This window comes from Aggregatibacter valvarum, assembly GCF_980468985.1.
This window is the reverse complement of record NZ_OZ413141.1, coordinates 527,084-549,917: the sequence shown is the minus strand read 5'-3', so window position 1 is coordinate 549,917 and position 22,834 is coordinate 527,084. Positions and strand designations below refer to the sequence as shown.

Below are 22,834 nucleotides of genomic sequence, written 5' to 3'. Positions count from 1 at the left end.
TATTCTACTTGTTAATCAGTTTTTCAAGGATTTGAGAAAATAGACTTTTCTTTTCTTTCTCACCTAATTTACTGTTACGTGAAACGGCACCTATAATTTTCATGGCTAAAGAGTTCATTTCTTTTTTCCCCTCTTTACCAAGATTAATATCTAATACCGTTTTTGTATTGGTATTTTTAATAAACGGTATTACACCATCAATTTGCGTTCCTAATAACACTTGAATATCACTTTTAGCCATTAATTTAGAGGTTTCAAGGCGACTATCTGATATACAGACAAATGTTCTAATAGGTTTTCCTTGTGAACTACGGATACGCTCGCATTCATCTAAAAACTGTTTAGCTACTCTCAAAGAACTAATTTTTCGTTCTACAACTAATACAACATTGCTGTACTCATTTAGAAAATGAGAAAAATCATCCTTATGCACGTTGTAAAGTGCCTGATCGTAAATAATAAAGTTATATTTATCTAACACCTCTTTAGAGAGTTGCTCTAAATTACCATCAAATAAATCAAGATGAGGGACACCCTCAGTAATACTATTAGACAAACGTTTATCAAATAAAAGGTCAAGATCGTGAGATCCATTTAGTCCTTGAGCTAATAAGGTTGGAACCGCTTTATTTCGTGCGATTTCACTTGCAATATGCGCACTAATTAAGCTTGTACCGATTCCCCCTTTACAACCTAAAATAGCAATTTTTACAGTATCTCTTACTCTCGGAATATTAACGCCAGAGACAATTTTATCAGCCATCTGGATTAATTGCGTGTGAGAGTTAAAGTATAAGACACCTTCGCCTAATAATTTTTGAGACAGCGAAATAGAATCACTATCACCAATAACGCAACACCAAACATTTTGGGGAACAATACTAAAGACGTGATTAATAATTGTTTTATTATTTGATTCATTTCCGGTGTCAATAATAACACCCACATAATTTTCTGCAGAAAAAGACAAGCCTTCAGAAGAAACAAAAAGATCCCGTTTAACAATTTCAATATTTTCCAAGCCTCTTGTACGTAGTACTTGAGCAACTTCACTTAAAATATTTTCACGCTGAGAAACGACAGCAATAATTCTTGCGTTATCAAACGAAACTGTTTCTTGATCCAGTAATAACATATAAATACCTACTTTAATACTTTAATTGAATACGTTCATTGCTTTTTAATGCACAAGACGTTTCATTCGGATTCCAAAATACAGACTCTCCATAGCGAGCGCGACAAGTTGCTTTCTTCGCAGCATACTGGCTGACTTCAACATAAAGAGGATAAGTTGTATTTTTATACTTTCCACCTACAATCTGAATAGCATTCTTAGAAATACCGGCTTTAACTAAATCAGTATGTAGTGCTTCCGCTTTCGTTTTAGCAGGGGAAGTGTGCCAAATAATTTTTACCTTCTTCTTTTTATTACTACCAATATCACGAATAATGGTATCTAAGAGAATCGTATAATCACGCTCGGTAATCGTTGCTAAAGGATATCGATTAATCAACTCAACCCGATTAAACGCACTATTTTGCGTTGCTTGTGCAACGGAAGCATCTTGAACTAATTCGCTTGATGCAAAAGTATGTAGCGATACAGAAACACCAATCAATGCTAAAAATGTATTAAAAGTTAACTTACTCATTGGATAAACCCACTATTCTTTAAGAAATTGGTTGTTAACGTATTATGGTAGCCATCTTTTAATGGCGTTGTATGGAAATAGCGCTCCATTGTGCCGGTTTGTTCGAATGTTGGATATACCACATCTTTCCCATCAACCGGTCTGACAGTGTTCACTGTCGCCACAATAATCAATTCTTTCTTATCTCGACTTGTTGTTGCGCTGCGGAAGAACGAACCAAGAATTGGAATATCACCTAATACAGGGATTTTATTAATCCCCTCAAGGTCTGTAGCGCTAAACAGTCCACCAATGATGAAACTTTCTCCATCAGCTACCTCAAATAAAGATTTTGATTTTCTCGTATTAAAATAAGGAAGACTGCCATCACTACCAAAATTATAATTGCCGGCAATAGAACTCACGCTTTGATCAAGCACTAAACGAATTCGATTATTTTTCTGCACTTTCGCAGCCACAAATAATTTAACACCAAATTCTTTATATATAATTGTCGCATGACCATTATTATCACGCTGAACAAATGGTACTTCACCACCAATTAAAATATCCGCAGTCTCACCGGAAAGCATAGAAATATTTGGTTCGGCCAAAATTTTACCGTTTGATTGGTCATCTAAAGCGTTAATGAAAGCCGCAAGTCCCGGTGCAGTAATGGTCAAACCACCTTGTGCACCATTATATCCACCACCAAATCCAAAACTTCCGCCAAAGACCGCACTTCCGTTACCACTTAGAGGCCCACTTCCTCGAGCATGGCCCCAATTAATCCCCATTGCTTCAGATATTTTTTTATTCACTTCCACAACCGTTAATTTCACATTAACTTGTGTGGCATCACCGACATTAGCATTATCAACCACATTCTCATAGTTGTATTTATCCAAGAATGGGAATGTTTCATCACCTAATTTAGTTTCAATAACTTTTCTTTTTCCGCCCATCGCCTCACCAACAATGCGGTGAACCTCATCACTTTCTTCCTGTGTTTTTGCTTTACCTTCAATCACATAGGCTTTACCGACTTTCTTAACAGAAAGATTAGAATTCGGGAAACGAGCCTTAAGTTGGTTATTTGTATCAGTGATACTACTTACAACCGAATCCACATTCACAGTGTCTGATGTCAAAGGACGACCATCTGCACCAAAAGACGTCACTTCAGCACGCCCTTCATCTTTAGCATAAATAATAAAGGTGTTATCGTCTAAAATTTCATAATCAGCCACATTGGGAGAAGAAACAAAAATGGTGTCTATTTTTTCTTTAGTTTGAACAAGGCGCGTTGCACCTTTTTCCATAGGAAACGTTTGCGCAGAAACTTGAAAAGAAGCAAAAGCACAAAAGATCAACCCTGAAATAATGTGTTTTTTTCTAAAAATAGAATTCAAAGTCGGCATTTTATAGACCTCTTAATTTTCTGATGAATGTGCCACGGGAATCAATATACTGAGACGTATTCTCAGCTGGTAAGACGACAAGTTTAGAGTCTTTGTCTAGAGAATAAAAATTCTTTGCCTGTGCGCCTGTAACTTTTAGCGCAATAAACCCAACATACTCCTGATCGGAAGAAAAACCATCATCCGGCTTTCTCACATTCCCTTCATCGTCTTTTGGTAATGGGAATGCTTTTGACTGTAACACTAAAACCCTTGGCGCCACCTTAATAAGGTTTTTTCGTTCGTTTGAATTTCGAGAATCACTTGCAATCTGCTGGTTAAATACAGATACATAATCCCCACCACTTACCGTAGTAAGAATATAAGCATCTTCAGGTCGAATATAAACGCGATAGGCCACTTCCTGATTCGGATTTAAACTTGCCGTATAAAAACCGGGATCATTTGGTGAAAGAAGGGTCTTCGGCGATAGGAAAGAGCCGGAAACCAAGTTCTCAGCAACTAAAAAGCCTTGCAGACTATTATTAATCGCTAAATCACGCACATCATTACTGACTAACGGGCTATCAACAGTAACTGTCATTTCGTTAAGTGCATAATCCTCTGCTTGTAACAAGCGACCTTTGTTTACATCGCGTTTCAGCTGAGCAACTAAAATTAGCTTTTCTTCAACTTTCTTTTCTGGCTCTACTTGCTCTGCCGCTTGCTGAGCAGGTGTTTCATCGCCACTAGGCAAAAACATAATACCTGCTATACCCACAAACAGTATGAGCAATGAAATAATTAAGAGAGTTCTATAGTTCATTTTTTTACCCTTTTTGTTTTAATAAAAAGCATTATCAAGCACTAGGCACGCCCGATAATGCCAAATTCGTTAGAAATCCCAGACTAATCGCCACCCCATAAGGCAATCCACGCGCTTTTATTGATTTACGGTAAAAAAGCCAGCCGATAATAATAAGAAATAATCCGGCAATGGCAGTAAAGAAGAAGAAGAAAATTATCTGCTCATAAGGAATCATAAGCATCAACACGGCTATAAGCTTTATATCACCTGCGCCCATCACATGCAACATAAAAAGAACAAACCCGACCACAAGCGCCACAAGTGCTGGAACAAGAAAAACAGATTGGTATTGTAATAAACTGAGAGGAACAACAATAAAAAACAATAGCACAACAACACGATTACTGATAACTCGGTCTCGGACATCCGTATAACTCAATCTGAGAAGGAGACAAACTAAGACAATGTGTAAAGCAATAATTAGATAATTCATTGTGTCAGGCGCTTACTTTAAGTGAGTAAATAGTGATCATTACTTCGTTGAAAATATTCAATATCTTCTAATTTAAGAAATTATTAAAATGTCTGCCCCATCACGATGGTCGCCACAGCTATCAGGTCATTTCTAATGGTTGATACTAAACTAGGATACGTATAAAAAGTTGCAACAATCATTGCCGCAACAGCAACCGCAATAAGACCATACTCAGTCGCAGTTACCCCTTTTTCTGAAGATTTAAATTCGTTAAATGTACTTTCTAATTTTAGAAAAAAAAGATTCACGCTAAAATATCCCGTCACTAAATCAAGTTATTAAAAAGGCCTCTATTAGGAGGCCTTTAATATAAACTAAATGTATCTACTAATTTAATTAGATTGTAGTATTAGTAATTTTAGTTGCTAATGCGGAGAACTTAGCTTTTAATGCATCAATGAAACCGCCTTTGCTGTAAAATACGGTAGCAATTAATGCAGCTACTGCGATTGCGATTAGACCGTATTCGATTGCAGTTACACCTTCGTTATTTTCTTTGAAAGAACGGATTGCTTCGGTAACTTTAACGTATGCTTTAGTAGTTAATGCGTTTAACATTTTTAATACTCCTAATGTGAGATTTTAGATTTAAAATGAACAAGTCTGTTTGAATTATTAATCAATTCCAGTTCACTTAACCAGCCTACCTAATTAACTGAACGAGGCCTATTATAGTGATTCAAAAATAAAATGCAAACGTTATCGTCAAACCGTAAAATCACTACAATACATAACAAAATCAAATGGTTAAATGGCATTTAATACACATCAAAACATAACATTTGCCATTTTTTACATAAAATTTACAATTCTAATATTTCATTACGTTCATAGATAAAAAATGATGTTTTTGTGCATAAAAAAACCAGCAACTCAAACATAAAAACTCACTGAGTTTTATTCGCGTTCATGCTATATTGGCGCAGCTTTTGGCGGCACGCTACGCTTGAATCAAGCTGAACAATCCATATTGCGCCAAAACGCAGAAAGAAAAGTGCGGTCAGAAATCACAATGAATTTAGGAGAGCAACATGAGTAAGATGATCATTGATTTACAAATTGCTTGTGAACAAGAAAGCGGCTTGCCAACCGCAGAACAAATCGAACAATGGGCAACAGCCGCGGTACAACCGCAGAGTGATGAAGTGGAAATGACCGTGCGCATTGTCGATGAAGCGGAAAGCCATGCCTTGAATTTGAATTATCGCGGCAAAGATCGCCCGACCAATGTGTTGTCTTTCCCTTTTGAATGCCCTGATGAAGTGGAGCTGCCGTTACTCGGCGATTTGGTGATTTGCCGCCAAGTGGTAGAACGTGAAGCGCAGGAACAAGACAAACCCGTCATGGCGCATTGGGCGCACATGGTAGTGCACGGCAGTTTGCATTTGCTTGGTTATGATCACATTGAAGATGATGAAGCGGAAGAAATGGAAAGCCTGGAAACCCAAATCATGACGGGGCTGGGTTTTGCGGATCCGTATTTGAGTGAGAAATGAGCCGAGCACTCCTCATTTTAGTGGGCGAGGATGATTTTCTTGCCCACCAATTAAACCACAACCTTTCGCTTAAAAGTGCGGTCTGGATTGGCGATGTGTCGCCGCACTTTGCCACCCAATCCTCTTTTCCTTTTAGCAAAACAAAAAATCTGCTCGGTAGGGAATTTCCTGCCATCATTTATGACGCACGACAAGGCATTCATTTGGATGCCCTCGCCATTGCGGCAGGTACGTTGCAGGACGGTGGTCAGCTATTATTGTTGTTGAATCATTGGGCAGATTTAGCCAACCAACCGGACAGTGACAGCCTGCGTTGGTCGGGCCAAAAACATGCCATAAACACACCGCACTTTATCGCCTTTTTACAGGAAAAAATCGCAAAATACGGTTTTCCTGTTTATCAAAGTACGCCCTTAACGCTTGCCTCGCCGATGCCTCAAAAAGACCGTTCAACCCATTGTCAGCCAACCTTAGAACAAGCCCGTTTATTGCAACAAATGGCGGAAGCCAAGGAGGAGATCCTGATCGTCACGGCAAAACGTGGGCGAGGAAAATCGGCGTTGGCGGGACTCTTTGCCAAACAGCAATTGGCACAAAACCAGCCGGTGATTCTCACTGCGCCGAATAAAAGTGCGGTCAATATTTTCAATGAATTTGCCGGGGCGGATATCACCTTTATGCCGCCTGATGAACTCAGCCAAAACCTCAGCGACGTACCACAACACTTTGCCAATCATTGGTTGTTTGTGGACGAAGCGGCGATGATTCCGCTAGACATCTTATTTCGTCTAACTAAGGCTTTTAAACGCGTTGTGTTGACGACCACCATTCATAGCTACGAAGGCACGGGCAGAGGCTTCTTATTAAAATTCATGGCGAAAACCGACCGCACTTTGCGTCATTTTGAACTGTTTACGCCGTTACGTTGGCAGGCGGATGACAAACTGGAAGCGTTTATTGACGACCTGTTGCTGTGCGATTGCGAAGATCGTCTGCCACAGCCGCCTTATGATGTGGCGCTTGCGGCGCAGATCCAAATTTCGCATTGTGAACGAATTCCTCATGATCAAATTGAATCTGTTTACGGCTTACTGACCTTGGCGCATTATCGAACCTCGCCTTTGGATTTACGCCGTTTATTGGATGCACCACAGCAGCAATTTTACCTTGCTCAAGCACAGGATTCCTTGCTTGGTTGCGCATGGGCGGTGTCGGAAGGCGGGTTGACGGACAAAACGTTAATTCGCCAAATTCGCCGTGGAGAACGTCGCCCGCGTGGCAATTTGGTGGCGCAAATGTTGTGTTTCCAAGCAGGATTGGAGGAGGCGTGTGAATTGCGTTCTTTGCGCATTTCCCGTATCGCCGTGCAACCCAACTGGCAACAACAGGGGCTTGGACAGCGTTTAATTGCGCAGATAAAACAACAGGGCACAGTGGATTTTCTTTCCGTCAGTTTTGGTTACACGCCGGAACTATTGGCATTCTGGCAAAAGTGCGGTTTTATTTTGGTGCATTTTAGCGAAAGCAAAGAAGCCAGCAGCGGTTGTTATTCTGTGGTGGCGTTGTGTCCTTTGAGTGAGGAAGGGCGAGTATTCGTGCAACGAGCAGAAAAACAATTTCAACGTAATTTGCCCCTTTCTTTCCATCCGCTGGCGACACAGTTTGCTCGAACAGAAATAGATTGGACGCTGGATTGCTCGGATTGGCGATTGTTAAAGGATTTTGCCGATTTTTTCCTGCCGTTATCTTCTGCCTTGCCGTCCATTCGGCGTTTAATCACATCAGCAGGCGAATTGCCTTTCCCCATGTTGGCAGATTATTGCAAACAGCCGGAAAAAAGACCGAATAAGAAAATATGGTTAGAAAATTGTCGTAGGGAAGTGAAGAAATGGTTGCAAAAAAATGCTGTCCTTTTATGATAACAATCCCTTAACAATTTAAAAGAAAATAAAAAATGAAGGAGACAAAAATGAGCGAAGAAGGCAAAAAAAGTTGGGTGAAACGTGCCTGGGAAGCCTATTCTGATTTCTGTAAAGAAGCCGGTATTGATCAAGGGACTTGCCGTGGCTGCGTGCCTGTGGTGAAGTTTGATGAAGATCCCGAGAAGCCGGAAAAGAAACCGCATGATATTCAACATTCATAATGGGTAGGCTGCGCAAAACGCAGCCTATGGCAATATTATAGAGCTAAAACAAGGACTCCTGATAAAATTAACCCTGCGCCTAGAATTAATCTCATACTGATAGGTTCGCCTAAAACAACCACTCCAAGAATAATCGCAATCACCACACTGAGCTTATCAATCGGCGCCACCCAAGAGGCAGGCGCTAATTGTAAGGCGCGGTAGTAACATAACCATGAAAGTCCTGTTGCCACACCAGACAGAACCAAAAAAACGACCGGTTTGGCGGCAATATGCTGTGGCAGTTGCCATTCATTTCGCATTGTAATAATCGCTATCACAACAAATAAAATGACGACAGTGCGGATAAATGTTGCAAGATTGCTGTTTAACCCTTCTACACCTAACTTGCCTAAAATTGCCGTTAAACCGGCAAAAAATGCGGAACCGATCGCAAACCCTACCCAATTCATGTTTTTCCTCTAAAGTTTCTGCCTATTTTCCAGTATAATGTGCCCGCCTTTTTAACCAGGCTTTTAACCTATAGCCTAGGCATTTTATCACACAATGTTGTACGGCATTGATCCTTTCTTGTGATGTAAACAGGAATTGATCACGCCGTATTCACCACGGATAAACGGATTCATGAATCACAAAATTAAAATTCAAATTGCTTATGCCCTGCCAAATCATTATTATTTAAAAGCCTTTACGGTAGATGACGGCACAATGGTTCAAACAGCAATTTTGCAATCGGGAATCCTAACACAATTCACCGACATTGATTTACGCAACAATAAGGTGGGTATTTTTAGTCGCCCCGTGAAATTGACGGATTTGCTCAAAGAAGGCGATCGTATTGAGATTTATCGCCCACTCCTTGCCGATCCGAAAGAAATTCGGCGTAAACGCGCTGAAGAACAAGGAAAGAAAAATAAATCATCCTGATTGGGAAAGATCGCAAATCTCCCCCAATTTTAAGCGAGTTATTTGGGTGCCATCCTATAAGGTTCAAGTCGCAAGCCCAATCTATAACCATTCGGGCAAACGATTTGACCGCAACCTTGATTCAATTCTTGCTTATCCACGCTTGTCAACGATTCGCCGATGATTAGCCGATGAGCCAGTGAATCAAACCTGTTATTTCACAGCTTAATAAGGGATTCAAAATGAACAAGAACTGCCTTCCATTCGATATTACGCCAGAAATCTTTTTACGTGATTACTGGCAAAAAAAACCGCTCTTAATTCGTAACGGACTACCGGAAATTATCGGTCAACTTCTGCCCGATGATATTTTGGAACTTGCCCAAACAGATGAAGTTGTTGCGCGTTTAGTAAAACAACACGCTGAAGATCACTGGGAACTGCATAAAGCCCCATTATCCGCACAAGATTTTGAAAATTTGCCTGAGAAATGGTCTGTTTTAGTGCAAAATTTAGAACAATGGTCGCCGACTTTAGGTGGTCTTTGGAATAAATTTAGCTTTATTCCACAATGGCAACGTGATGACATTATGGTGTCTTTCGCGCCACAAGGCGGTTCTGTTGGGAAACACTATGACGAATATGATGTTTTCCTCGTTCAGGCCTATGGTCACCGACGCTGGCAGTTAGGTAAATGGTGTGACCCGACCACCGAATTCAAAGCCGATCAACCGATTCGTATTTTCGATGATATGGGCGATATCATTTTTGACGAAGTTTTAGCTCCGGGTGATGTGCTTTATGTGCCTTCTCGCTTATCTCATTATGGCGTTGCACAAGATGACTGCTTAACCGTTTCTTTTGGTTTACGCTATCCGAATAGTGCCGATTTGTTTGAAAACATTGAACAAAGCCTTTGCCATACAGATTTGGATGTCAGCGAATTAGCCATTCCGTTCCGACTTGCGCCACCTGTGCAAAACACCGGCGAATTAACCGCTGATTCCGTAAAAGAATTAAAACAGCAATTCTTGCAACAACTTGCACAGTCAACACAATTCGATCACTTATTCCAACACGCCCTGGCGACCACCGTCAGCAGCAGACGTTATGAATTGCTTGCCACGGAAGACATTGCCGATCTTGATGATGTTCGAGAAACCTTTGAGCAAGGCGGAAAATTGCTGCAAGACAATAACTGTAAGTTAGTTTATACCACAAGCCCTCTTCGTCTTTATGCCAATGGCGAATGGTTAGATGAATTAAGCCCTGCCGAAGCGGCAATTTTAAAACATCTAGCTGATGGTAAAGCCGTTGATTATGCTTTCTTGTGTCAATTAACCGACGCCGATAATGCCGTGTCGCTTGACGTATTATTTGACAGCATCTGCAACTGGTTAGATGACGGCTGGGCGTTGTTATACGAATAATCACCCATGGCCGATAACATTTATTCTGTCAGCCAACTCAATCAATCTGTGCGATTGATGTTGGAAAATCAGCTGGGTGCCGTTTGGCTTACCGGTGAAATTTCTAACTTTAGCCAACCGGTTTCCGGTCACTGGTATTTAAGTTTGAAAGACGAAAACGCTCAGGTGCGTTGCGCGATGTTCCGCATGAAAAATCTGCGTGTAAGCTTTCGTCCGACCAATGGAATGCAAGTGTTGGTGCGTGCTAATGTGAGTTTGTATGAGCCTCGTGGCGATTATCAACTCATTATTGAAAGCATGCATTTAGCCGGTGAAGGGTTATTAATGCAGCAATTTGAAGCATTAAAACTGAAGTTAGCGGCAGAAGGATTATTTGCCCAACATCTCAAAAAAAACCTACCGCACTTTAGCAAAGCGGTAGGGATTATCACGTCAAAAACCGGCGCGGCATTGCAGGATATATTACACATTTTGCAACGCCGCGATCCCAGCTTAAAAATCATCATTTATCCGACCGCCGTTCAAGGCAAAGATGCCGCCACTGACATTGCGCAAATGATTGAACTGGCGAATCAACGGCAAGAAGTGGATGTCCTGATTGTCGGCCGTGGTGGCGGTTCCTTAGAAGATTTATGGTGTTTTAACGAAGAAATTGTGGCGCGTGCTATTTTTCATTCTCATCTTCCTGTGATCAGTGCTGTAGGGCATGAAACCGATGTCACCATTGCGGATTTTGTCGCTGATGTCCGCGCACCAACGCCTTCTGCCGCCGCAGAATTGGTCAGTCGAAATCAAACGGAATTATTGCAACAACTTCAATATCGCCGGCAGCGTCTTGAAATTGCCCTAGATCGTCTCTTTGCAGAAAAGCAACAAAAGCTACGCCATCTGTCTTTACGATTACACAATCAACATCCTCAGGCGCAACTGCGTATTCAACAACAGCTCATCACGCAGTTAAGCCATCGATTGCAACAAAGCTTACGTCATCGTTGGCAAAAAAAGGCGGAAAATCTGACCGCACTTTCAATGCGATTGTATAAAAATCCGCTCCCATTGCGCATACAACAATATGAACAGCAGCTTGCGCAGCTAAAAGTGCGGTTAAATTCTCACATGAATTTAACGCTCAGTCTTCAGCAAAAACAGTTATCACATTTGTGTGGCAAGCTGGATAGTTTAAGTCCGTTAAAAGTATTGGCACGCGGCTACTCTATTACACAAAATCAACAAAATTTCACGATTCGTTCTATGAAAGACGTGAATGTCGGTGAACAAATCAAAACCCGACTGCCCGATGGCGATATCATCAGCCAAGTCATCCGATTAGAAGAAAAAGAATGATATTTTGACTTGTCCGCTTGCCAACACCACCACAGAGAGGCATAAAGCACGTTTCAAAATGAATAAATCGGATTTTTATTTACCTTCATTCCTCACGCAAAGGAAAAATTATGCAACCTACTTTAATTGTAAGAAATCTCGGTATCCAAGATTATCAACATGTATGGCATAACATGCAGGCGTTTACCGATAATCGCACGGCAGATACGCCTGATGAAATTTGGTTAGTGCAACATCCCTCCGTCTTTACTCAAGGTCAAGCCGGCAAACCGGAACATTTATTGCAACGTACGGAAATTCCGGTGGTACAATCAGATCGTGGCGGGCAAATCACTTATCACGGCTTAGGGCAACAAATTATGTATGTGCTGATTGATATTAAGCGCCATGAGAATTTAAATGTGCGTCAATTAGTGACCGCACTTGAACAATCAGTGGTGAAAACATTGGCGGATTATGGCATTGAAGGCTACCCAAAACCGGATGCGCCCGGTGTGTATATTGATGGCAAAAAAATTTGTTCTCTCGGTTTGCGCATTCGTCATGGTCGTTCTTTTCACGGCTTAGCGTTTAATATCAATATGGATTTAACGCCTTTCCATCAAATTAATCCTTGTGGTTATGCCGGATTAGAAATGTGTCAACTGGCAGATTTCATTGGCAGTGAGCGGGCGGATTGCCACCAAGTTTCCCTCCAATTAGTTAAGCATTTTTCCACGCTGTTAGGGTATAATGTAACAAATCATTAACAGTCTTAGTGAATTACCGTTTAATCTCGTTACCCTTGCCATTTACTCGCAATATAAGGAATTTCAATGGGAACACCTTTTAAGATGGAGCGCGGCGTTAAATATCGTGATGCCGCCAAAACCTCTATTATTCCGGTAAAAAATATCGATCCTAATCAGGAATTACTGAAAAAACCGGAATGGATGAAAATCAAAATTCCCGCCAATGGCGCGCGAATTCAAAGTATTAAATCCGGTATGCGTCGTCACGGATTGCATTCTGTCTGTGAAGAGGCCTCTTGCCCGAACCTGCATGAATGTTTTAATCACGGTACAGCAACCTTTATGATTCTTGGGGCGATTTGTACCCGCCGTTGTCCGTTCTGTGATGTGGCACACGGCAAACCGCTTGCACCGGATCCAGAAGAACCGCGCAAATTAGCGGAAACTATTCAGGATATGAAGTTACGTTATGTGGTGATCACTTCCGTTGATCGTGACGACTTACCTGATCGCGGTGCCGGTCACTTTGCCGATTGCGTACGCGAAATTCGTGCCTTAAATCCGAACATTAAAATTGAGATTTTAGTGCCGGATTTCCGTGGACGCATTGAGTTGGCGTTGGAAAAATTAAAAGACAATCCGCCGGATGTGTTTAACCACAATTTGGAAAATGTACCACGTTTATATCGTGAAATTCGTCCGGGTGCAGATTATCAATGGTCATTGCGCTTACTGAAAGAATTTAAAGCCATGTTCCCACATATTCCAACCAAATCAGGATTAATGGTGGGTTTAGGCGAAACCAACGAAGAAATTTTAGAAGTCATGCAGGATTTACGTGATCACGGTGTGACCATGCTCACTGTCGGTCAATATTTACAACCAAGCCGACACCATTTACCGGTTGCCCGTTATGTGCCTCCGGCAGAATTTGATATGTTCCGCGAAAAAGCACAAGCCATGGGCTTTGAACATGCGGCTTGTGGTCCGTTCGTTCGTTCTTCCTACCATGCCGACTTGCAAGCCAGTGGTGGATTGGTGAAATAACGTCCCCATTTAAGAAATAAAACAAATCTGCGCATTAATTCACTCGTCTTAATGCGCAGATTTTTTTATCTATTCTCTATGCGTAACAATATAACCCACTGTGTTGACAAAAGATCCTTTCGCCCGGAAATGTCTATTTTCATATTTCTATTTTAGTGAATCGTAGCGTGCAACTTGTTGCACGAAATCATGAATACTCGAAAGGGGTAAATAACGTTCTGTGCGTGGTCTGGTCGTGCATCAAGATGCACGCTACGTACGAAATCGCGAATGTCCGAAAGGGATAAGTAACGTTCCGTGGGTGGTCTGGTCGTGCATCAAGATGCACGCTACGCATGAAATCGTGGATGTCCGAAAGAGGCGAATAACGCTCCGTGGATGGTTTGGTCGTGCATCAAGATGCACGCTACCTGCTGAGTTGACAAAAAATTCTTCCGCCTGGAAATATCTGTTTTCATATTTCTATTTTAGTGAATCGTAGCGTGCAACTTGTTGCACGAAATCATGAATACTCGAAAGGGTTAAATAATGTTCCGTGGGTGGTCTGGTTGTGCATCAAGATGCACGCTACACACGAAATCGTGAATGTCCGAAAGGGTTAAATAATGTTCCGTGCGTGGTTAGTTGTGCATTAAGATGCACGCTACGTACGAAATCGTTACGGATCGAAGTTAATAAAAAAGACCGCAAAATTGCGGTCTTTCTAAGTTGGTGCTCTGGGCGAGACTTGAACTCGCACGACCTACGGTCACTACCCCCTCAAGATAGCGTGTCTACCAATTCCACCACCAGAGCTTAATTTGATAAGTTTTATTATTGAGGAATATCGCTATTTTTTGTATCTAACACAGCCGGTGCTTTTTGCTGTTGTTGCTGAATTTGTTCAGCCGTGCCGGATAAATCATCAAATGCACCTTGTTTTACATTGTTTTTGTGTGAATTGATGTTACCGATAACGATACTAATAATAAAGAAAATCGTTGCTAAAACTGCCGTTGTTCTAGAAAGGAAGTTACCTGCACCGGCTGCACCGAACACGGTACCGGATGCGCCACCACCAAAAGATGCACCGGCATCTGCGCCTTTACCTTGTTGCAACAAGATAAACGCAATAAGGGCAATGGAAACAACCAAATAAAGGATTAACAACGCTGAATACATTTTACCTTCTCTAATTTAGCAAACTCTAATGAAAAATAACGGCGCAGATATTAGCGAATATCTTAGTACTTCGCAAGTTGTTTTATGTATTTTTACGCTATTTGGTGCAAATTCACTCAGTAAAAACATTTTGAAAAACGACCGCACTTTTAACCTCGTTAACTTTTCTGGGATCTCGGCGCTCGCTTTTTCATATCTTGATTATGCCGACTCAACTCGCGTAACGCAGAAAAATTAATGTAATGCAATAATTCCGGCAAAAGCTGTGTGAGGTTTTGCATAAATTGCTGATAACTCGCTTGTTTACGGCTAATGCCATCAAGCTGTGACTCCCAATGTGCCGTCATATCAGGCTGTGTTGCTACATCCGGCAATGCGTTAATTAAGATTCGCCCCGCCTCGGTGCTGTGAATATTACGCCCTTTTTTATAGAGAAATCCGCGTTTAAACAACAATTCAATAATGCCCGCACGCGTCGCTTCCGTGCCTAAACCATCGGTTTCCCGCAAGATTTTTTTCAACGCTTTGTCTTGTACAAAGCGGGCAATGCCTGTCATGGCGGAAAGCAAAGTTGCATCGGTAAAGGGTTTCGGTGGTTGCGTTTTTTTACTGATAATTTCACCCTTTTCACAATGCAACAGTTGCCCTTTTTTGACGACCGGCAGCAGCGTATCTTGCTGTTCATCGTCGCTGTCTTCTTTGCCCCAAAGCTGTTTCCAACCGGCGATTTGCAAATTACGTGCCTGCGCGACAAAAGTCCCTCCGGCAATATTCAAGGTGATTTTACATTTACGATATTCCGCGTCAGGGCAGAACTGCATCAAATATTGGCGGGCAATCAGAAAATAAATATGTTGTTCCGCCGGATTCAAACTCACCGGGCGGTTCTTTGCTGTCGGGATGATGGCATGATGTGCTTCGACTTTTTTATCATTCCAACAACGATTTTTTTGCTCAGGATCGATAATTTCAGGCAAGGGCTGAAATGGAGCTAAGTGGGTAGAAATGGCATTCATCACCGCCATGCGATCCGCAAAATGTTCTTTTGGCAAATAACGGCAATCGGAACGCGGGTAAGTAATCAATTTATGGGTTTCATACAAACGTTGACAGGTATCCAGTACTTCCTGTGCGGACATCCCGAACCGCTTGGCGGCATCGATTTGCAACGCTGATAAAGAATAGGGCAACGGTGCCGTTTCTTTTTCCCGTTTATCCGAATAATCCGTCACTTCCGCCGGTTGATCGGTAATGCGCTTCACCACATTTTCCGCCAACGCATGAGATAATACGCGCCCATCCTCGTCCTGATAATCTTCACAGGCTTTGCTTGGCTGCCACAACGCAGAAAAAAGTGCGGTAGCTTTCTTCGGTGTTTCTTCCTCTTTTGGGTCACGCACCCAAGCTAACACTTCAAAGAAATCCTTCGGTTGGAAATGCTCGATTTCTAAGTCTCGGCGTACGATAAGGCCAAGTACGGGCGTTTGCACTCGCCCAACGGAAAGCACACCATTATACCCTGCCTGTCTTCCTCGAATGGTATAAGCCCGTGTCATGTTAATACCATAGAGCCAATCGGCGCGCGCACGTGCCAACGCGGAGGTGGCAAGGGGCACAAAATCACGATTAGGTTGCAATTTTTTGATGGCTTTTTCTACCGCACTTGGGTTCAAGTCGCTGATTAAACAACGCTGAATGGCATTGCGTTTTTCAGGTGGTAAATTGAGATAACTGAATACTTCGTCCACCAGTAATTGCCCTTCACGATCCGGGTCGCCCGCGTTGACGAGGATGTCCGCTTGCTGCACCAACTTTTCAACGGTTTTTAGCTGTTTATAGGTTTCTTTTTTCGGAATTAACTGCCACTTTTGCGGCACAATCGGCAAATCTTCTAAGCGCCATTGTTTGAAACGAGCATCATAAGCATCGGGCTCTGCCTGTTCCAGCAAATGCCCCACACACCACGTCACGCAGTCATTATCGCCACATTTGATAAAGCCGTCACCGCGTTGATGCGGTTTCGGCAAAACATCCGCAATCGCGCGCCCAAGGCTCGGTTTTTCTGCTATAAAAAGTCGCATAAACAAGAAAACGCAGAGAAGAGAAAAGATTAGCCGATTTCGCGGCGACCTAAGAAAGAATGGGTCAGCGTGGTGCCATCCACCATTTCCAATTCACCGCCCACCGGAATACCGTGGGCAATGCGACTGACTTTGACGTTTTGTTGCAAACACAATTCTGCAATGTAATTCGCCGTAGCATCGCCTTCGACAGTGGGATTTGTCGCCAAAATCACTTCCTTGAAGGATTCTGTTTGTAAACGTTTTTGCAATAAATCCAAGCCGATCTCCCGTGGGCCAATGCCGTCCAATGGCGACAGATGCCCCATAAGCACAAAATAACGGCCTGAAAATTGCCCGGTTTGCTCAATGGCAAGAATATCTGCCGGCATTTCCACTACACAAAGCAACCCTGAATTTTGACGACGAGGGTTGTTGCAAATATGACAAACCTCTTCTTCCGTGAAAGTACGACAATGCTCACAATGCCCAATTTTTGACATGGCTTCAGTCAGCCCTTGTGCCAAACGCATACCGCCACTACGGTTACGTTGCAATAAATGATACGCCATACGTTGCGCGGATTTAGGGCCAACGCCCGGTAATACACGTAAGCTTTCGATCAAATTTTCTAACAAGGGACTGGTTTGCATTGCGTTCTCAATCGATTTGATAAAAAAAGAAACCGCACTTTTAGGATCAATAAACCCAAAGTGCGGTCAATTTTGAAGGTGTTTTTAGAATGGCATTTTAAAGCCCGGCGGCAATGGCATGCCGGCGGTAACAGACGCCATTTTTTCTTTTTGTAACTCTTCAGCACGGCGTACTGCATCATTAAATGCCGCAGCGATTAAGTCTTCCAGCATTTCTTTGTCGTCTTCCATTAAAGAAGGATCAATGTCAATACGACGGCAGTTATGCGCACCGTTAATCGTGATTTTCACTAACCCTGCGCCTGACTCACCGGTCACTTCTAATTGTGCAATTTCTTCTTGCATTTTTTGCATTTTTTCTTGCATTTGTTGAGCTTGTTTCATTAAACCGCCCAAACCGCCTTTTCCGAACATAGATTTTCTTCCCTTATTTACACAAAAAAGTGGTCGCATTTTAGCGAAAAATTTCTGACTTGAAAACGATCAATTTCGGATTAAATTGCGCCTCAAGATGATTCGTATTATTATCCGTTGCCTTAAAAATACACAGAAAAATAACCGCACTTTCCACTCTCAAGGAACATAAGGAATATTATGGAAGCAAGACACTACATCACCATGGCTATCGCCGTGCTGGTCTTACAATTTATGTTATTCGGTTTTAGTCGTACCCTCGGCTGGCTTTTTAATCTCAGCACCAAAACGCGCACCAAACTGACCCTCATCCTCTTTTTGCTCTTTAATGCTCTGATTGCAACCGCCCCCTTGCGTCTGTATGCCGAAAGTTTTCGCGTCAGTGCCTTGCTTCTCACCTTATTGCTCTTTTCCACGTTTAGCAGTGCCATCGTGGGCATACTGCATCGTTTTTTTAAGTCGTGGGATAAGGCACTAAAATTACTCTACCCGATACTCTTTTTAGGATTTATTGGACTGGGTTTATATAACGCTTACACACCGGTGATCCGCCATTATCAAGTCAAGCTGGATAAACCCATGCAACCTTTACGCATTGGCATGGCAAGCGATTTGCATTTAGGGCGTTTGTTTGGCTCAACACAGTTAGATACGTTGGCTGACATCATGCGGCAGGAAAAAGTGGATATTATTTTGCTCCCCGGCGACATTATGGATGATAACGTCAACGCCTATTTAGCAGAAAAAATGCAACCGCACTTTGCCAACCTGCACGCCCCGCTTGGCGTGTATGCTACACTGGGAAACCATGATTTCTTTGGCGATCAACAACGCATTGAAGCGGAAATGCGCAAAGCGGGGATCATTCCCGTAATGGATGAAAGTGTCGTGATTGATGGACGTTTTACCCTCATTGGGCGCAATGACGACCTCGTGAAAAACAGACCAACGACGGCGCAATTACTGAAAGGCGTCAACACGGCATTACCGGTGATTCTAATGGATCATCGCCCAACAGAGATTGAACAACACGCCAATTTGCCGATTGATATTCAGCTTTCCGGACACGCTCATAATGGTCAAATTTTCCCGGCAAATTTTATTGTTAAACTGATTTATCGCTTAAGTTACGGCTATGAACAAATCAATCACGGACACTTTTTCGTCACATCAGGCTATGGCTTTTGGGGCGTACCGATGCGATTAGGGTCGCAATCAGAAGTGATGATTATTGATGTGGTCGGACATTAAAAAAAAGAACTATTCTCAATATCAAGCCCTGTGTATAATTTAACCTCTTACACTTATGTTTTTATGATGACAGAGGAATCGGAAATGAAAAAATTCGTCAAAGCAACCCTTACTTCTCTTTTTCTTATGACTTCTGTGACGGCAAGTGCTGTGACCGTCACCGATGCTAAAGGTGAATTCACTATAGATAAAACCCCAAGTCGCATTGTCGCGTTAGAATATTCTTTCGTTGATGCCCTTGCTCAAGTTGGTGTTAGCCCGGTCGGCGTTGCCGATGACAACGATAAAACCCGCATTTTGCAGGAAGTACGAGATAAGATACAACCTTGGCAATCTGTCGGTACCCGTTCACAACCTAGTCTTGAAGCCATTGCCGCATTAAAACCCGATTTAATTATCGCTGATCCTTCTCGTCATACAGCAGTTTATGAAGAATTAAAAAAAATCGCCCCGACCATGATGTTTGACTCCCGCCATGAAAGCTATCAGGAAAATCTTGATACGGCACAAAAAATCGGCGATGTTGTCGGTAAAGGCAGTGAAATGAAATTGCAAATTGATAAACACAATAAAATTATCGAAAGCATTGCGCAAAATATCAATGTGAAAGGCAAAAAAGGGGTTTTCGGCACCTCTCGCGAAGACAAATTCAATTTACAAAATGACAGTGGTTATGTCGCTAGTTTCCTTGGTGTTCTAGGTTTTAACTCGCCAAAATTACCAAACGCCACTCAAGCCTTTGCTGAAATCAATCTTGAGCAACTCGTGATGGAAAAACCAGACTATATGTTTATCGCCCACTATCGCCAAGAAAGTATTGCCCGCAAATGGGAAGCTGAACCATTATGGCAAGCCATTCCTGCCGTAAAAGCCAAACGTGTATTTAGCGTCAATGCCGATATGTGGGCACGCGGACGCGGCATTACGGCCAGCGAGATCATGGCAAAACAAGTTGAACAATTCGTTAATCAAAAATAATGTTTGGCACAGCTTTTCGTTGGGGCTTGCCCCTACTAGGACTGGCTTTCTTGTTATGGGGAAGCCTGTTTTTATACTACCCTATTGAAATTTCACCATTAGATGCGCTAAACGCCTTTTTCCCCAATAGCGATGAATTGGCCAAGATTACCGTGGTCGATTTACGCTTTCCGCGGGCATTAGTGGCGATCGCATTAGGCGCTAATTTAGCAGTAGCCGGGGCATTATTACAAACCATCACCCGCAACCCACTGGCCTCACCAACGCTATTAAGCGTCAATTCCGGCGCAAGTTTGGCTATGGTAACGACGACTGCCATTAGCCCGGCCTTATTATCAGGCTATAGCATTGCCTTGGTGGCAAGTATCGGCGGTGGAATCAGTTGGTTGGTTGTAATGTTGATCAGCAACGCGTGGAAAGACAGTAGTGGCGATCGCAGCCGCGTGATTTTGGCGGGTATTGCCGTGTCGTTATTGTGTACTGCCCTCACCAAATTAGTGTTAATTATGTCGGAAGATCATGCCTTTGGCGTAATGAGTTGGCTTGCCGGCGGCATTTCTCACGCCCGCTGGAACGAATGGCACGCTATTTGGCCGTTTCTGCTATCGAGCGCACTCTTTTGCCTCTTCTTTGCCAGCCGTTTAAATTTACTCAATTTGAGCGACGAATCCGCTCAATCCTTGGGAATTAACCTGTTCCGTCTGCGTTGGTATGCCAATATCATCGCATTATTAATTGTGGGTTCAGCCGTTAGCGTAGCCGGCCCGGTCGCCTTTATCGGTTTGTTAATTCCACACTTAGCACGTTATTGGATCGGCTATGATCTACGAAAATCATTACCTATGTCCATGTTATTAGGCGCCATTTTAATGTTGGCCGCTGATACCGTTGCCCGTGCTGTTGATTTCCCAAGTGAAGTGCCTGCCGGCGCCATTTTGGCCTTAATCGGTGCGCCAATCTTTGTCTTATTTGCCAGAGGAAAACACTAATGCGCCGTTCTCATTCAGGATTCCGTGCAATCGGCTTTTACTTATCGGCACTCTGTACGGTCGCGCTATTATTTGTATTAAGCATTCGTTACGGCACTTACACGCTATCCTTTGATGAAATTAGCCAGGCCTTTCACCCTGATGATAAAAACTATTTCACTTTAATGGAATACCGTCTGCCACGCGCGCTACTCGCCATTATTATCGGCGGTGCATTGGCCATTTCCGGGGTGTTGGTGCAAAGTGTCGTGCGTAATCCGTTGGCCTCTCCTGATATTTTAGGAATCAATAACGCCGCCGGTTTAGTCGCCGTCACCGTATTAATCTTCCTACCAAATTTGGCCTTTTACTGGCTACCGATTTTTGCCTTTATCGGCGGTGTCCTGTCTTTCATTTTGTTATGGATGATATGTGCTTTTAACTTCCGCCCGATCAAAATGGCCATTATCGGCGTGGCGCTTTCTGCCCTATGGGCGGCAATCAGCCATTATTTAATGCTAACCAATCCGGTAGAAATCAACACGGCTATGCTTTGGCTCACCGGAAGTTTGTGGGGCAGAAGTTGGGCTTATGTCGATGTCGTTTTGCCTTGGTTGTTGGTGTTATTGCCGTTACCGTTTATTTTCTGCCGAGATTTGGACACCTTAGGTTTAGGTGAAAACAAAGCGGCCACCTTGGGAGTAAGCGTAAATAAAACGCAAATCTTGGTATTAGTGCTGGCTGTTGCACTTTCCACCACAGCCGTCGCCATTTGCGGCCCCATCGCATTTCTCGGTTTAGTTGCACCGCACTTAGCACGCAAATTGGTCGGTGGACGTCACCGCACATTATTGCCGGCGGCCATGCTAATCGGCACGTTGTTGTTACAAATTTCCGATATTTTAGCGCGGGTTATCGATCCGCCGACAGAACTGCCAGCCGGTATTCTCACCGCCATTATCGGCGCCCCTTACTTCTTCTATTTATTGATGAGAACGAAATAATGAGCATTGAGATCAATAAGTTACAATTAAGCTATCAAGATAAAACTATCGTACAGGATTTATCTCTCAGCTTTCCTAGCAACAAAATTATTGCCTTAATTGGCCCGAACGGGTGTGGCAAATCCACAACACTGAAAGCAGTGGCCCGTCTGCTCAAACCTCGTCTAGGCACAATTACTCACAAAGGCAAAGATATTTGGCAAAGCACCCCGAAAGAATACGCCAAACAATTAGCGTTCTTGCCACAACAACATTTGGTGCCGGAAGGCATTAAGGTACGCGAATTAATTGCTTACGGCCGTTCGCCTTATTTGAATTTGTGGGGCAAATTAAGTGATAAAGATGAGCAATTAGTGGCTTGGGCTATGGAACAAACCCACACCGCGGAACTGGCGGAACATTTGGTATCGGATTTATCCGGCGGGCAACAACAACGGGTTTTCTTAGCCATGACATTAGCGCAAGATGCAGAGCTTGTTCTGTTAGATGAACCAACCACTTATTTGGATCTCAACCGACAAGCGGAACTCATGGGCATGATGCGTCAAATGCAACAAAACGGCAAAACCGTCATTACGGTACTCCATGATTTAAATCAGGCTTGTCGTTATTGTGATTATTTAATCGTTCTCAAAGACGGCAACCTTATGGCCCAAGGGACGCCTGACGAAGTGATGACAGAGGGACTGTTAAAAGAGGTGTTTGATTTAGAAGTAGTGATTCACCGCGATCCAATTAGCCAAACACCTATGTTTATTTTGAAGTAAACAAAAGTGCGGTCATAATCTGGGGGCGAGCATGATAAGTTGCCCCTATTCGCACTTTCTAAAATCATATTCTGTAATCACATTCTATTATGTCATTTCGCTATAAA

General features: G+C 42.8%; 25 protein-coding genes and 1 tRNA gene. 13 read left to right on the top strand and 13 right to left on the bottom strand.

The annotated features are described in order from the left end of the window. Positions 1 to 4: 4 nt before the first annotated feature. The 7 genes from AC30SF_RS02590 to AC30SF_RS02560 form a co-directional block, all read right to left on the bottom strand. Complete coding sequence (locus AC30SF_RS02590) at positions 5 to 1,135, bottom strand: CpaE/TadZ family protein (RefSeq protein ID WP_376921598.1); 1,131 nt, start codon at positions 1,133 to 1,135, stop codon at positions 5 to 7. 13 nt (positions 1,136 to 1,148) lie between these two features. Continuing rightward, entirely contained in the window at positions 1,149 to 1,652 is a 504-nt protein-coding gene (locus AC30SF_RS02585; protein ID WP_489607471.1) for an RcpB protein, read from the bottom strand. Beyond that, positions 1,649 to 3,052, bottom strand: coding sequence for a type II and III secretion system protein family protein (locus AC30SF_RS02580; RefSeq protein ID WP_489607470.1), 1,404 nt, complete (start codon positions 3,050 to 3,052; stop codon positions 1,649 to 1,651). The genes AC30SF_RS02585 and AC30SF_RS02580 overlap by 4 nt, the downstream gene beginning before the upstream one ends. 1 nt (position 3,053) lies before the next feature. Beyond that, entirely contained in the window at positions 3,054 to 3,857 is an 804-nt protein-coding gene (locus tag AC30SF_RS02575; RefSeq protein WP_315543767.1) for an RcpC/CpaB family pilus assembly protein, read from the bottom strand. A 34-nt stretch (positions 3,858 to 3,891) separates the two neighbouring features. Next, on the bottom strand, positions 3,892 to 4,332 hold the full coding sequence (locus AC30SF_RS02570; protein ID WP_489607469.1) for an A24 family peptidase: 441 nt from the start codon (positions 4,330 to 4,332) through the stop codon (positions 3,892 to 3,894). 83 nt (positions 4,333 to 4,415) lie between these two features. Further along, positions 4,416 to 4,640 carry a Flp family type IVb pilin gene (locus tag AC30SF_RS02565; RefSeq protein WP_489607468.1) on the bottom strand — a complete coding sequence of 75 codons (225 nt, stop codon included), beginning with the start codon at positions 4,638 to 4,640 and terminating at the stop codon, positions 4,416 to 4,418. Between the two features lie 70 nt (positions 4,641 to 4,710). Further along, positions 4,711 to 4,932, bottom strand: coding sequence for a Flp family type IVb pilin (locus tag AC30SF_RS02560; protein ID WP_314401087.1), 222 nt, complete (start codon positions 4,930 to 4,932; stop codon positions 4,711 to 4,713). Positions 4,933 to 5,405: 473 nt separating this feature from the next. Between AC30SF_RS02560 and ybeY the strand changes: the two genes are divergently transcribed. Genes ybeY through AC30SF_RS02545 form a run of 3 tightly spaced genes read left to right on the top strand, consistent with a single transcriptional unit; the run spans position 5,406 to position 8,013 of the window. Further along, the gene (gene ybeY / locus AC30SF_RS02555; RefSeq protein WP_489607467.1) at positions 5,406 to 5,870 is read left to right on the top strand and encodes an rRNA maturation RNase YbeY; all 465 of its coding nucleotides are present in this window, start codon (positions 5,406 to 5,408) and stop codon (positions 5,868 to 5,870) included. Further along, positions 5,867 to 7,789 carry a tRNA(Met) cytidine acetyltransferase TmcA gene (locus AC30SF_RS02550; RefSeq protein WP_489607466.1) on the top strand — a complete coding sequence of 641 codons (1,923 nt, stop codon included), beginning with the start codon at positions 5,867 to 5,869 and terminating at the stop codon, positions 7,787 to 7,789. Before ybeY ends, AC30SF_RS02550 begins: the two co-directional genes overlap by 4 nt. Positions 7,790 to 7,839: 50 nt before the next feature. Next, positions 7,840 to 8,013, top strand: a complete 174-nt coding sequence (locus AC30SF_RS02545; protein WP_295975723.1) for a DUF5363 domain-containing protein — start codon at positions 7,840 to 7,842, stop codon at positions 8,011 to 8,013. 35 nt (positions 8,014 to 8,048) lie between these two features. Here the strand turns inward: AC30SF_RS02545 and AC30SF_RS02540 are convergent, their stop codons facing one another. Next, positions 8,049 to 8,465 (bottom strand): EamA family transporter, encoded by a 417-nt coding sequence (locus tag AC30SF_RS02540; RefSeq protein WP_489607465.1) that lies wholly within the window; start codon positions 8,463 to 8,465, stop codon positions 8,049 to 8,051. Positions 8,466 to 8,637: 172 nt separating this feature from the next. Between AC30SF_RS02540 and AC30SF_RS02535 the strand changes: the two genes are divergently transcribed. The 5 genes from AC30SF_RS02535 to lipA all read left to right on the top strand — a co-directional run bounded on the left by AC30SF_RS02535 (position 8,638) and on the right by lipA (position 13,471). Then, positions 8,638 to 8,940 (top strand): RnfH family protein, encoded by a 303-nt coding sequence (locus tag AC30SF_RS02535; protein WP_021615654.1) that lies wholly within the window; start codon positions 8,638 to 8,640, stop codon positions 8,938 to 8,940. A gap of 221 nt (positions 8,941 to 9,161) precedes the next feature. Next, positions 9,162 to 10,349 (top strand): ribosomal protein uL16 3-hydroxylase, encoded by a 1,188-nt coding sequence (locus AC30SF_RS02530; protein WP_489607464.1) that lies wholly within the window; start codon positions 9,162 to 9,164, stop codon positions 10,347 to 10,349. A gap of 6 nt (positions 10,350 to 10,355) precedes the next feature. Continuing rightward, positions 10,356 to 11,693 carry an exodeoxyribonuclease VII large subunit gene (gene xseA / locus AC30SF_RS02525; protein ID WP_489607463.1) on the top strand — a complete coding sequence of 446 codons (1,338 nt, stop codon included), beginning with the start codon at positions 10,356 to 10,358 and terminating at the stop codon, positions 11,691 to 11,693. 110 nt (positions 11,694 to 11,803) lie between these two features. Then, positions 11,804 to 12,442: a lipoyl(octanoyl) transferase LipB gene (gene lipB, locus AC30SF_RS02520; RefSeq protein WP_209363062.1), complete on the top strand. Its 639-nt coding sequence runs from the start codon at positions 11,804 to 11,806 to the stop codon at positions 12,440 to 12,442. Between the two features lie 66 nt (positions 12,443 to 12,508). After that, the gene (lipA, locus tag AC30SF_RS02515) at positions 12,509 to 13,471 is read left to right on the top strand and encodes a lipoyl synthase (protein WP_297929737.1); all 963 of its coding nucleotides are present in this window, start codon (positions 12,509 to 12,511) and stop codon (positions 13,469 to 13,471) included. A gap of 709 nt (positions 13,472 to 14,180) precedes the next feature. Here lipA and AC30SF_RS02510 read toward each other — a convergent pair. From AC30SF_RS02510 to AC30SF_RS02490, 5 genes are all read right to left on the bottom strand, one after another. Continuing rightward, positions 14,181 to 14,266: transfer RNA gene (locus tag AC30SF_RS02510), tRNA-Leu, on the bottom strand. Positions 14,267 to 14,284: 18 nt separating this feature from the next. After that, a complete protein-coding gene (gene secG, locus AC30SF_RS02505; RefSeq protein ID WP_209363065.1) occupies positions 14,285 to 14,632 on the bottom strand; it encodes a preprotein translocase subunit SecG in 348 nt (115 codons plus the stop codon). 158 nt (positions 14,633 to 14,790) lie between these two features. Further along, positions 14,791 to 16,713: a DNA topoisomerase III gene (locus tag AC30SF_RS02500; RefSeq protein ID WP_489607462.1), complete on the bottom strand. Its 1,923-nt coding sequence runs from the start codon at positions 16,711 to 16,713 to the stop codon at positions 14,791 to 14,793. Between the two features lie 29 nt (positions 16,714 to 16,742). Continuing rightward, positions 16,743 to 17,345, bottom strand: coding sequence for a recombination mediator RecR (recR, locus tag AC30SF_RS02495; protein WP_021615662.1), 603 nt, complete (start codon positions 17,343 to 17,345; stop codon positions 16,743 to 16,745). A gap of 84 nt (positions 17,346 to 17,429) precedes the next feature. Beyond that, a complete protein-coding gene (locus AC30SF_RS02490) occupies positions 17,430 to 17,759 on the bottom strand; it encodes a YbaB/EbfC family nucleoid-associated protein (RefSeq protein ID WP_021615663.1) in 330 nt (109 codons plus the stop codon). A gap of 180 nt (positions 17,760 to 17,939) precedes the next feature. Here AC30SF_RS02490 and AC30SF_RS02485 point away from each other — a divergent pair, with 180 nt between their 5' ends. The 5 genes from AC30SF_RS02485 to fecE all read left to right on the top strand — a co-directional run bounded on the left by AC30SF_RS02485 (position 17,940) and on the right by fecE (position 22,727). Continuing rightward, entirely contained in the window at positions 17,940 to 19,010 is a 1,071-nt protein-coding gene (locus tag AC30SF_RS02485; RefSeq protein WP_489607461.1) for a metallophosphoesterase, read from the top strand. 84 nt (positions 19,011 to 19,094) lie between these two features. Then, positions 19,095 to 19,988: a Fe(3+) dicitrate ABC transporter substrate-binding protein FecB gene (locus AC30SF_RS02480; RefSeq protein WP_489607460.1), complete on the top strand. Its 894-nt coding sequence runs from the start codon at positions 19,095 to 19,097 to the stop codon at positions 19,986 to 19,988. Continuing rightward, a complete protein-coding gene (fecC, locus tag AC30SF_RS02475; protein ID WP_489607459.1) occupies positions 19,988 to 20,977 on the top strand; it encodes an iron-dicitrate ABC transporter permease FecC in 990 nt (329 codons plus the stop codon). Before AC30SF_RS02480 ends, fecC begins: the two co-directional genes overlap by 1 nt. Beyond that, the gene (fecD, locus tag AC30SF_RS02470; RefSeq protein WP_489607458.1) at positions 20,977 to 21,960 is read left to right on the top strand and encodes a Fe(3+) dicitrate ABC transporter permease subunit FecD; all 984 of its coding nucleotides are present in this window, start codon (positions 20,977 to 20,979) and stop codon (positions 21,958 to 21,960) included. Before fecC ends, fecD begins: the two co-directional genes overlap by 1 nt. Beyond that, positions 21,960 to 22,727 (top strand): Fe(3+) dicitrate ABC transporter ATP-binding protein FecE, encoded by a 768-nt coding sequence (gene fecE, locus AC30SF_RS02465; RefSeq protein WP_489607457.1) that lies wholly within the window; start codon positions 21,960 to 21,962, stop codon positions 22,725 to 22,727. The genes fecD and fecE overlap by 1 nt, the downstream gene beginning before the upstream one ends. The last annotated feature ends 107 nt before the right edge of the window (positions 22,728 to 22,834 follow it).

Excerpts from the sequence above, each read along its gene's own strand:
- fecD (WP_489607458.1), top strand. The coding sequence starts at position 20,977 with ATGCGCCGTTCTCATTCAGGATTCCGTGCAATCGGCTTTTACTTATCG.
- secG (WP_209363065.1), bottom strand. The coding sequence starts at position 14,632 with ATGTATTCAGCGTTGTTAATCCTTTATTTGGTTGTTTCCATTGCCCTT.
- AC30SF_RS02560 (WP_314401087.1), bottom strand. The coding sequence starts at position 4,932 with ATGTTAAACGCATTAACTACTAAAGCATACGTTAAAGTTACCGAAGCA.
- fecE (WP_489607457.1), top strand. The coding sequence starts at position 21,960 with ATGAGCATTGAGATCAATAAGTTACAATTAAGCTATCAAGATAAAACT.
- AC30SF_RS02485 (WP_489607461.1), top strand. The coding sequence starts at position 17,940 with ATGGAAGCAAGACACTACATCACCATGGCTATCGCCGTGCTGGTCTTA.
- AC30SF_RS02535 (WP_021615654.1), top strand. The coding sequence starts at position 8,638 with ATGAATCACAAAATTAAAATTCAAATTGCTTATGCCCTGCCAAATCAT.
- AC30SF_RS02540 (WP_489607465.1), bottom strand. The coding sequence starts at position 8,465 with ATGAATTGGGTAGGGTTTGCGATCGGTTCCGCATTTTTTGCCGGTTTA.
- AC30SF_RS02550 (WP_489607466.1), top strand. The coding sequence starts at position 5,867 with ATGAGCCGAGCACTCCTCATTTTAGTGGGCGAGGATGATTTTCTTGCC.
- xseA (WP_489607463.1), top strand. The coding sequence starts at position 10,356 with ATGGCCGATAACATTTATTCTGTCAGCCAACTCAATCAATCTGTGCGA.
- recR (WP_021615662.1), bottom strand. The coding sequence starts at position 17,345 with ATGCAAACCAGTCCCTTGTTAGAAAATTTGATCGAAAGCTTACGTGTA.
- AC30SF_RS02490 (WP_021615663.1), bottom strand. The coding sequence starts at position 17,759 with ATGTTCGGAAAAGGCGGTTTGGGCGGTTTAATGAAACAAGCTCAACAA.
- AC30SF_RS02590 (WP_376921598.1), bottom strand. The coding sequence starts at position 1,135 with ATGTTATTACTGGATCAAGAAACAGTTTCGTTTGATAACGCAAGAATT.
- AC30SF_RS02500 (WP_489607462.1), bottom strand. The coding sequence starts at position 16,713 with ATGCGACTTTTTATAGCAGAAAAACCGAGCCTTGGGCGCGCGATTGCG.
- AC30SF_RS02570 (WP_489607469.1), bottom strand. The coding sequence starts at position 4,332 with ATGAATTATCTAATTATTGCTTTACACATTGTCTTAGTTTGTCTCCTT.
- AC30SF_RS02530 (WP_489607464.1), top strand. The coding sequence starts at position 9,162 with ATGAACAAGAACTGCCTTCCATTCGATATTACGCCAGAAATCTTTTTA.
- AC30SF_RS02480 (WP_489607460.1), top strand. The coding sequence starts at position 19,095 with ATGAAAAAATTCGTCAAAGCAACCCTTACTTCTCTTTTTCTTATGACT.
- ybeY (WP_489607467.1), top strand. The coding sequence starts at position 5,406 with ATGAGTAAGATGATCATTGATTTACAAATTGCTTGTGAACAAGAAAGC.
- AC30SF_RS02585 (WP_489607471.1), bottom strand. The coding sequence starts at position 1,652 with ATGAGTAAGTTAACTTTTAATACATTTTTAGCATTGATTGGTGTTTCT.
- fecC (WP_489607459.1), top strand. The coding sequence starts at position 19,988 with ATGTTTGGCACAGCTTTTCGTTGGGGCTTGCCCCTACTAGGACTGGCT.
- lipA (WP_297929737.1), top strand. The coding sequence starts at position 12,509 with ATGGGAACACCTTTTAAGATGGAGCGCGGCGTTAAATATCGTGATGCC.
- AC30SF_RS02545 (WP_295975723.1), top strand. The coding sequence starts at position 7,840 with ATGAGCGAAGAAGGCAAAAAAAGTTGGGTGAAACGTGCCTGGGAAGCC.
- AC30SF_RS02580 (WP_489607470.1), bottom strand. The coding sequence starts at position 3,052 with ATGCCGACTTTGAATTCTATTTTTAGAAAAAAACACATTATTTCAGGG.
- lipB (WP_209363062.1), top strand. The coding sequence starts at position 11,804 with ATGCAACCTACTTTAATTGTAAGAAATCTCGGTATCCAAGATTATCAA.
- AC30SF_RS02575 (WP_315543767.1), bottom strand. The coding sequence starts at position 3,857 with ATGAACTATAGAACTCTCTTAATTATTTCATTGCTCATACTGTTTGTG.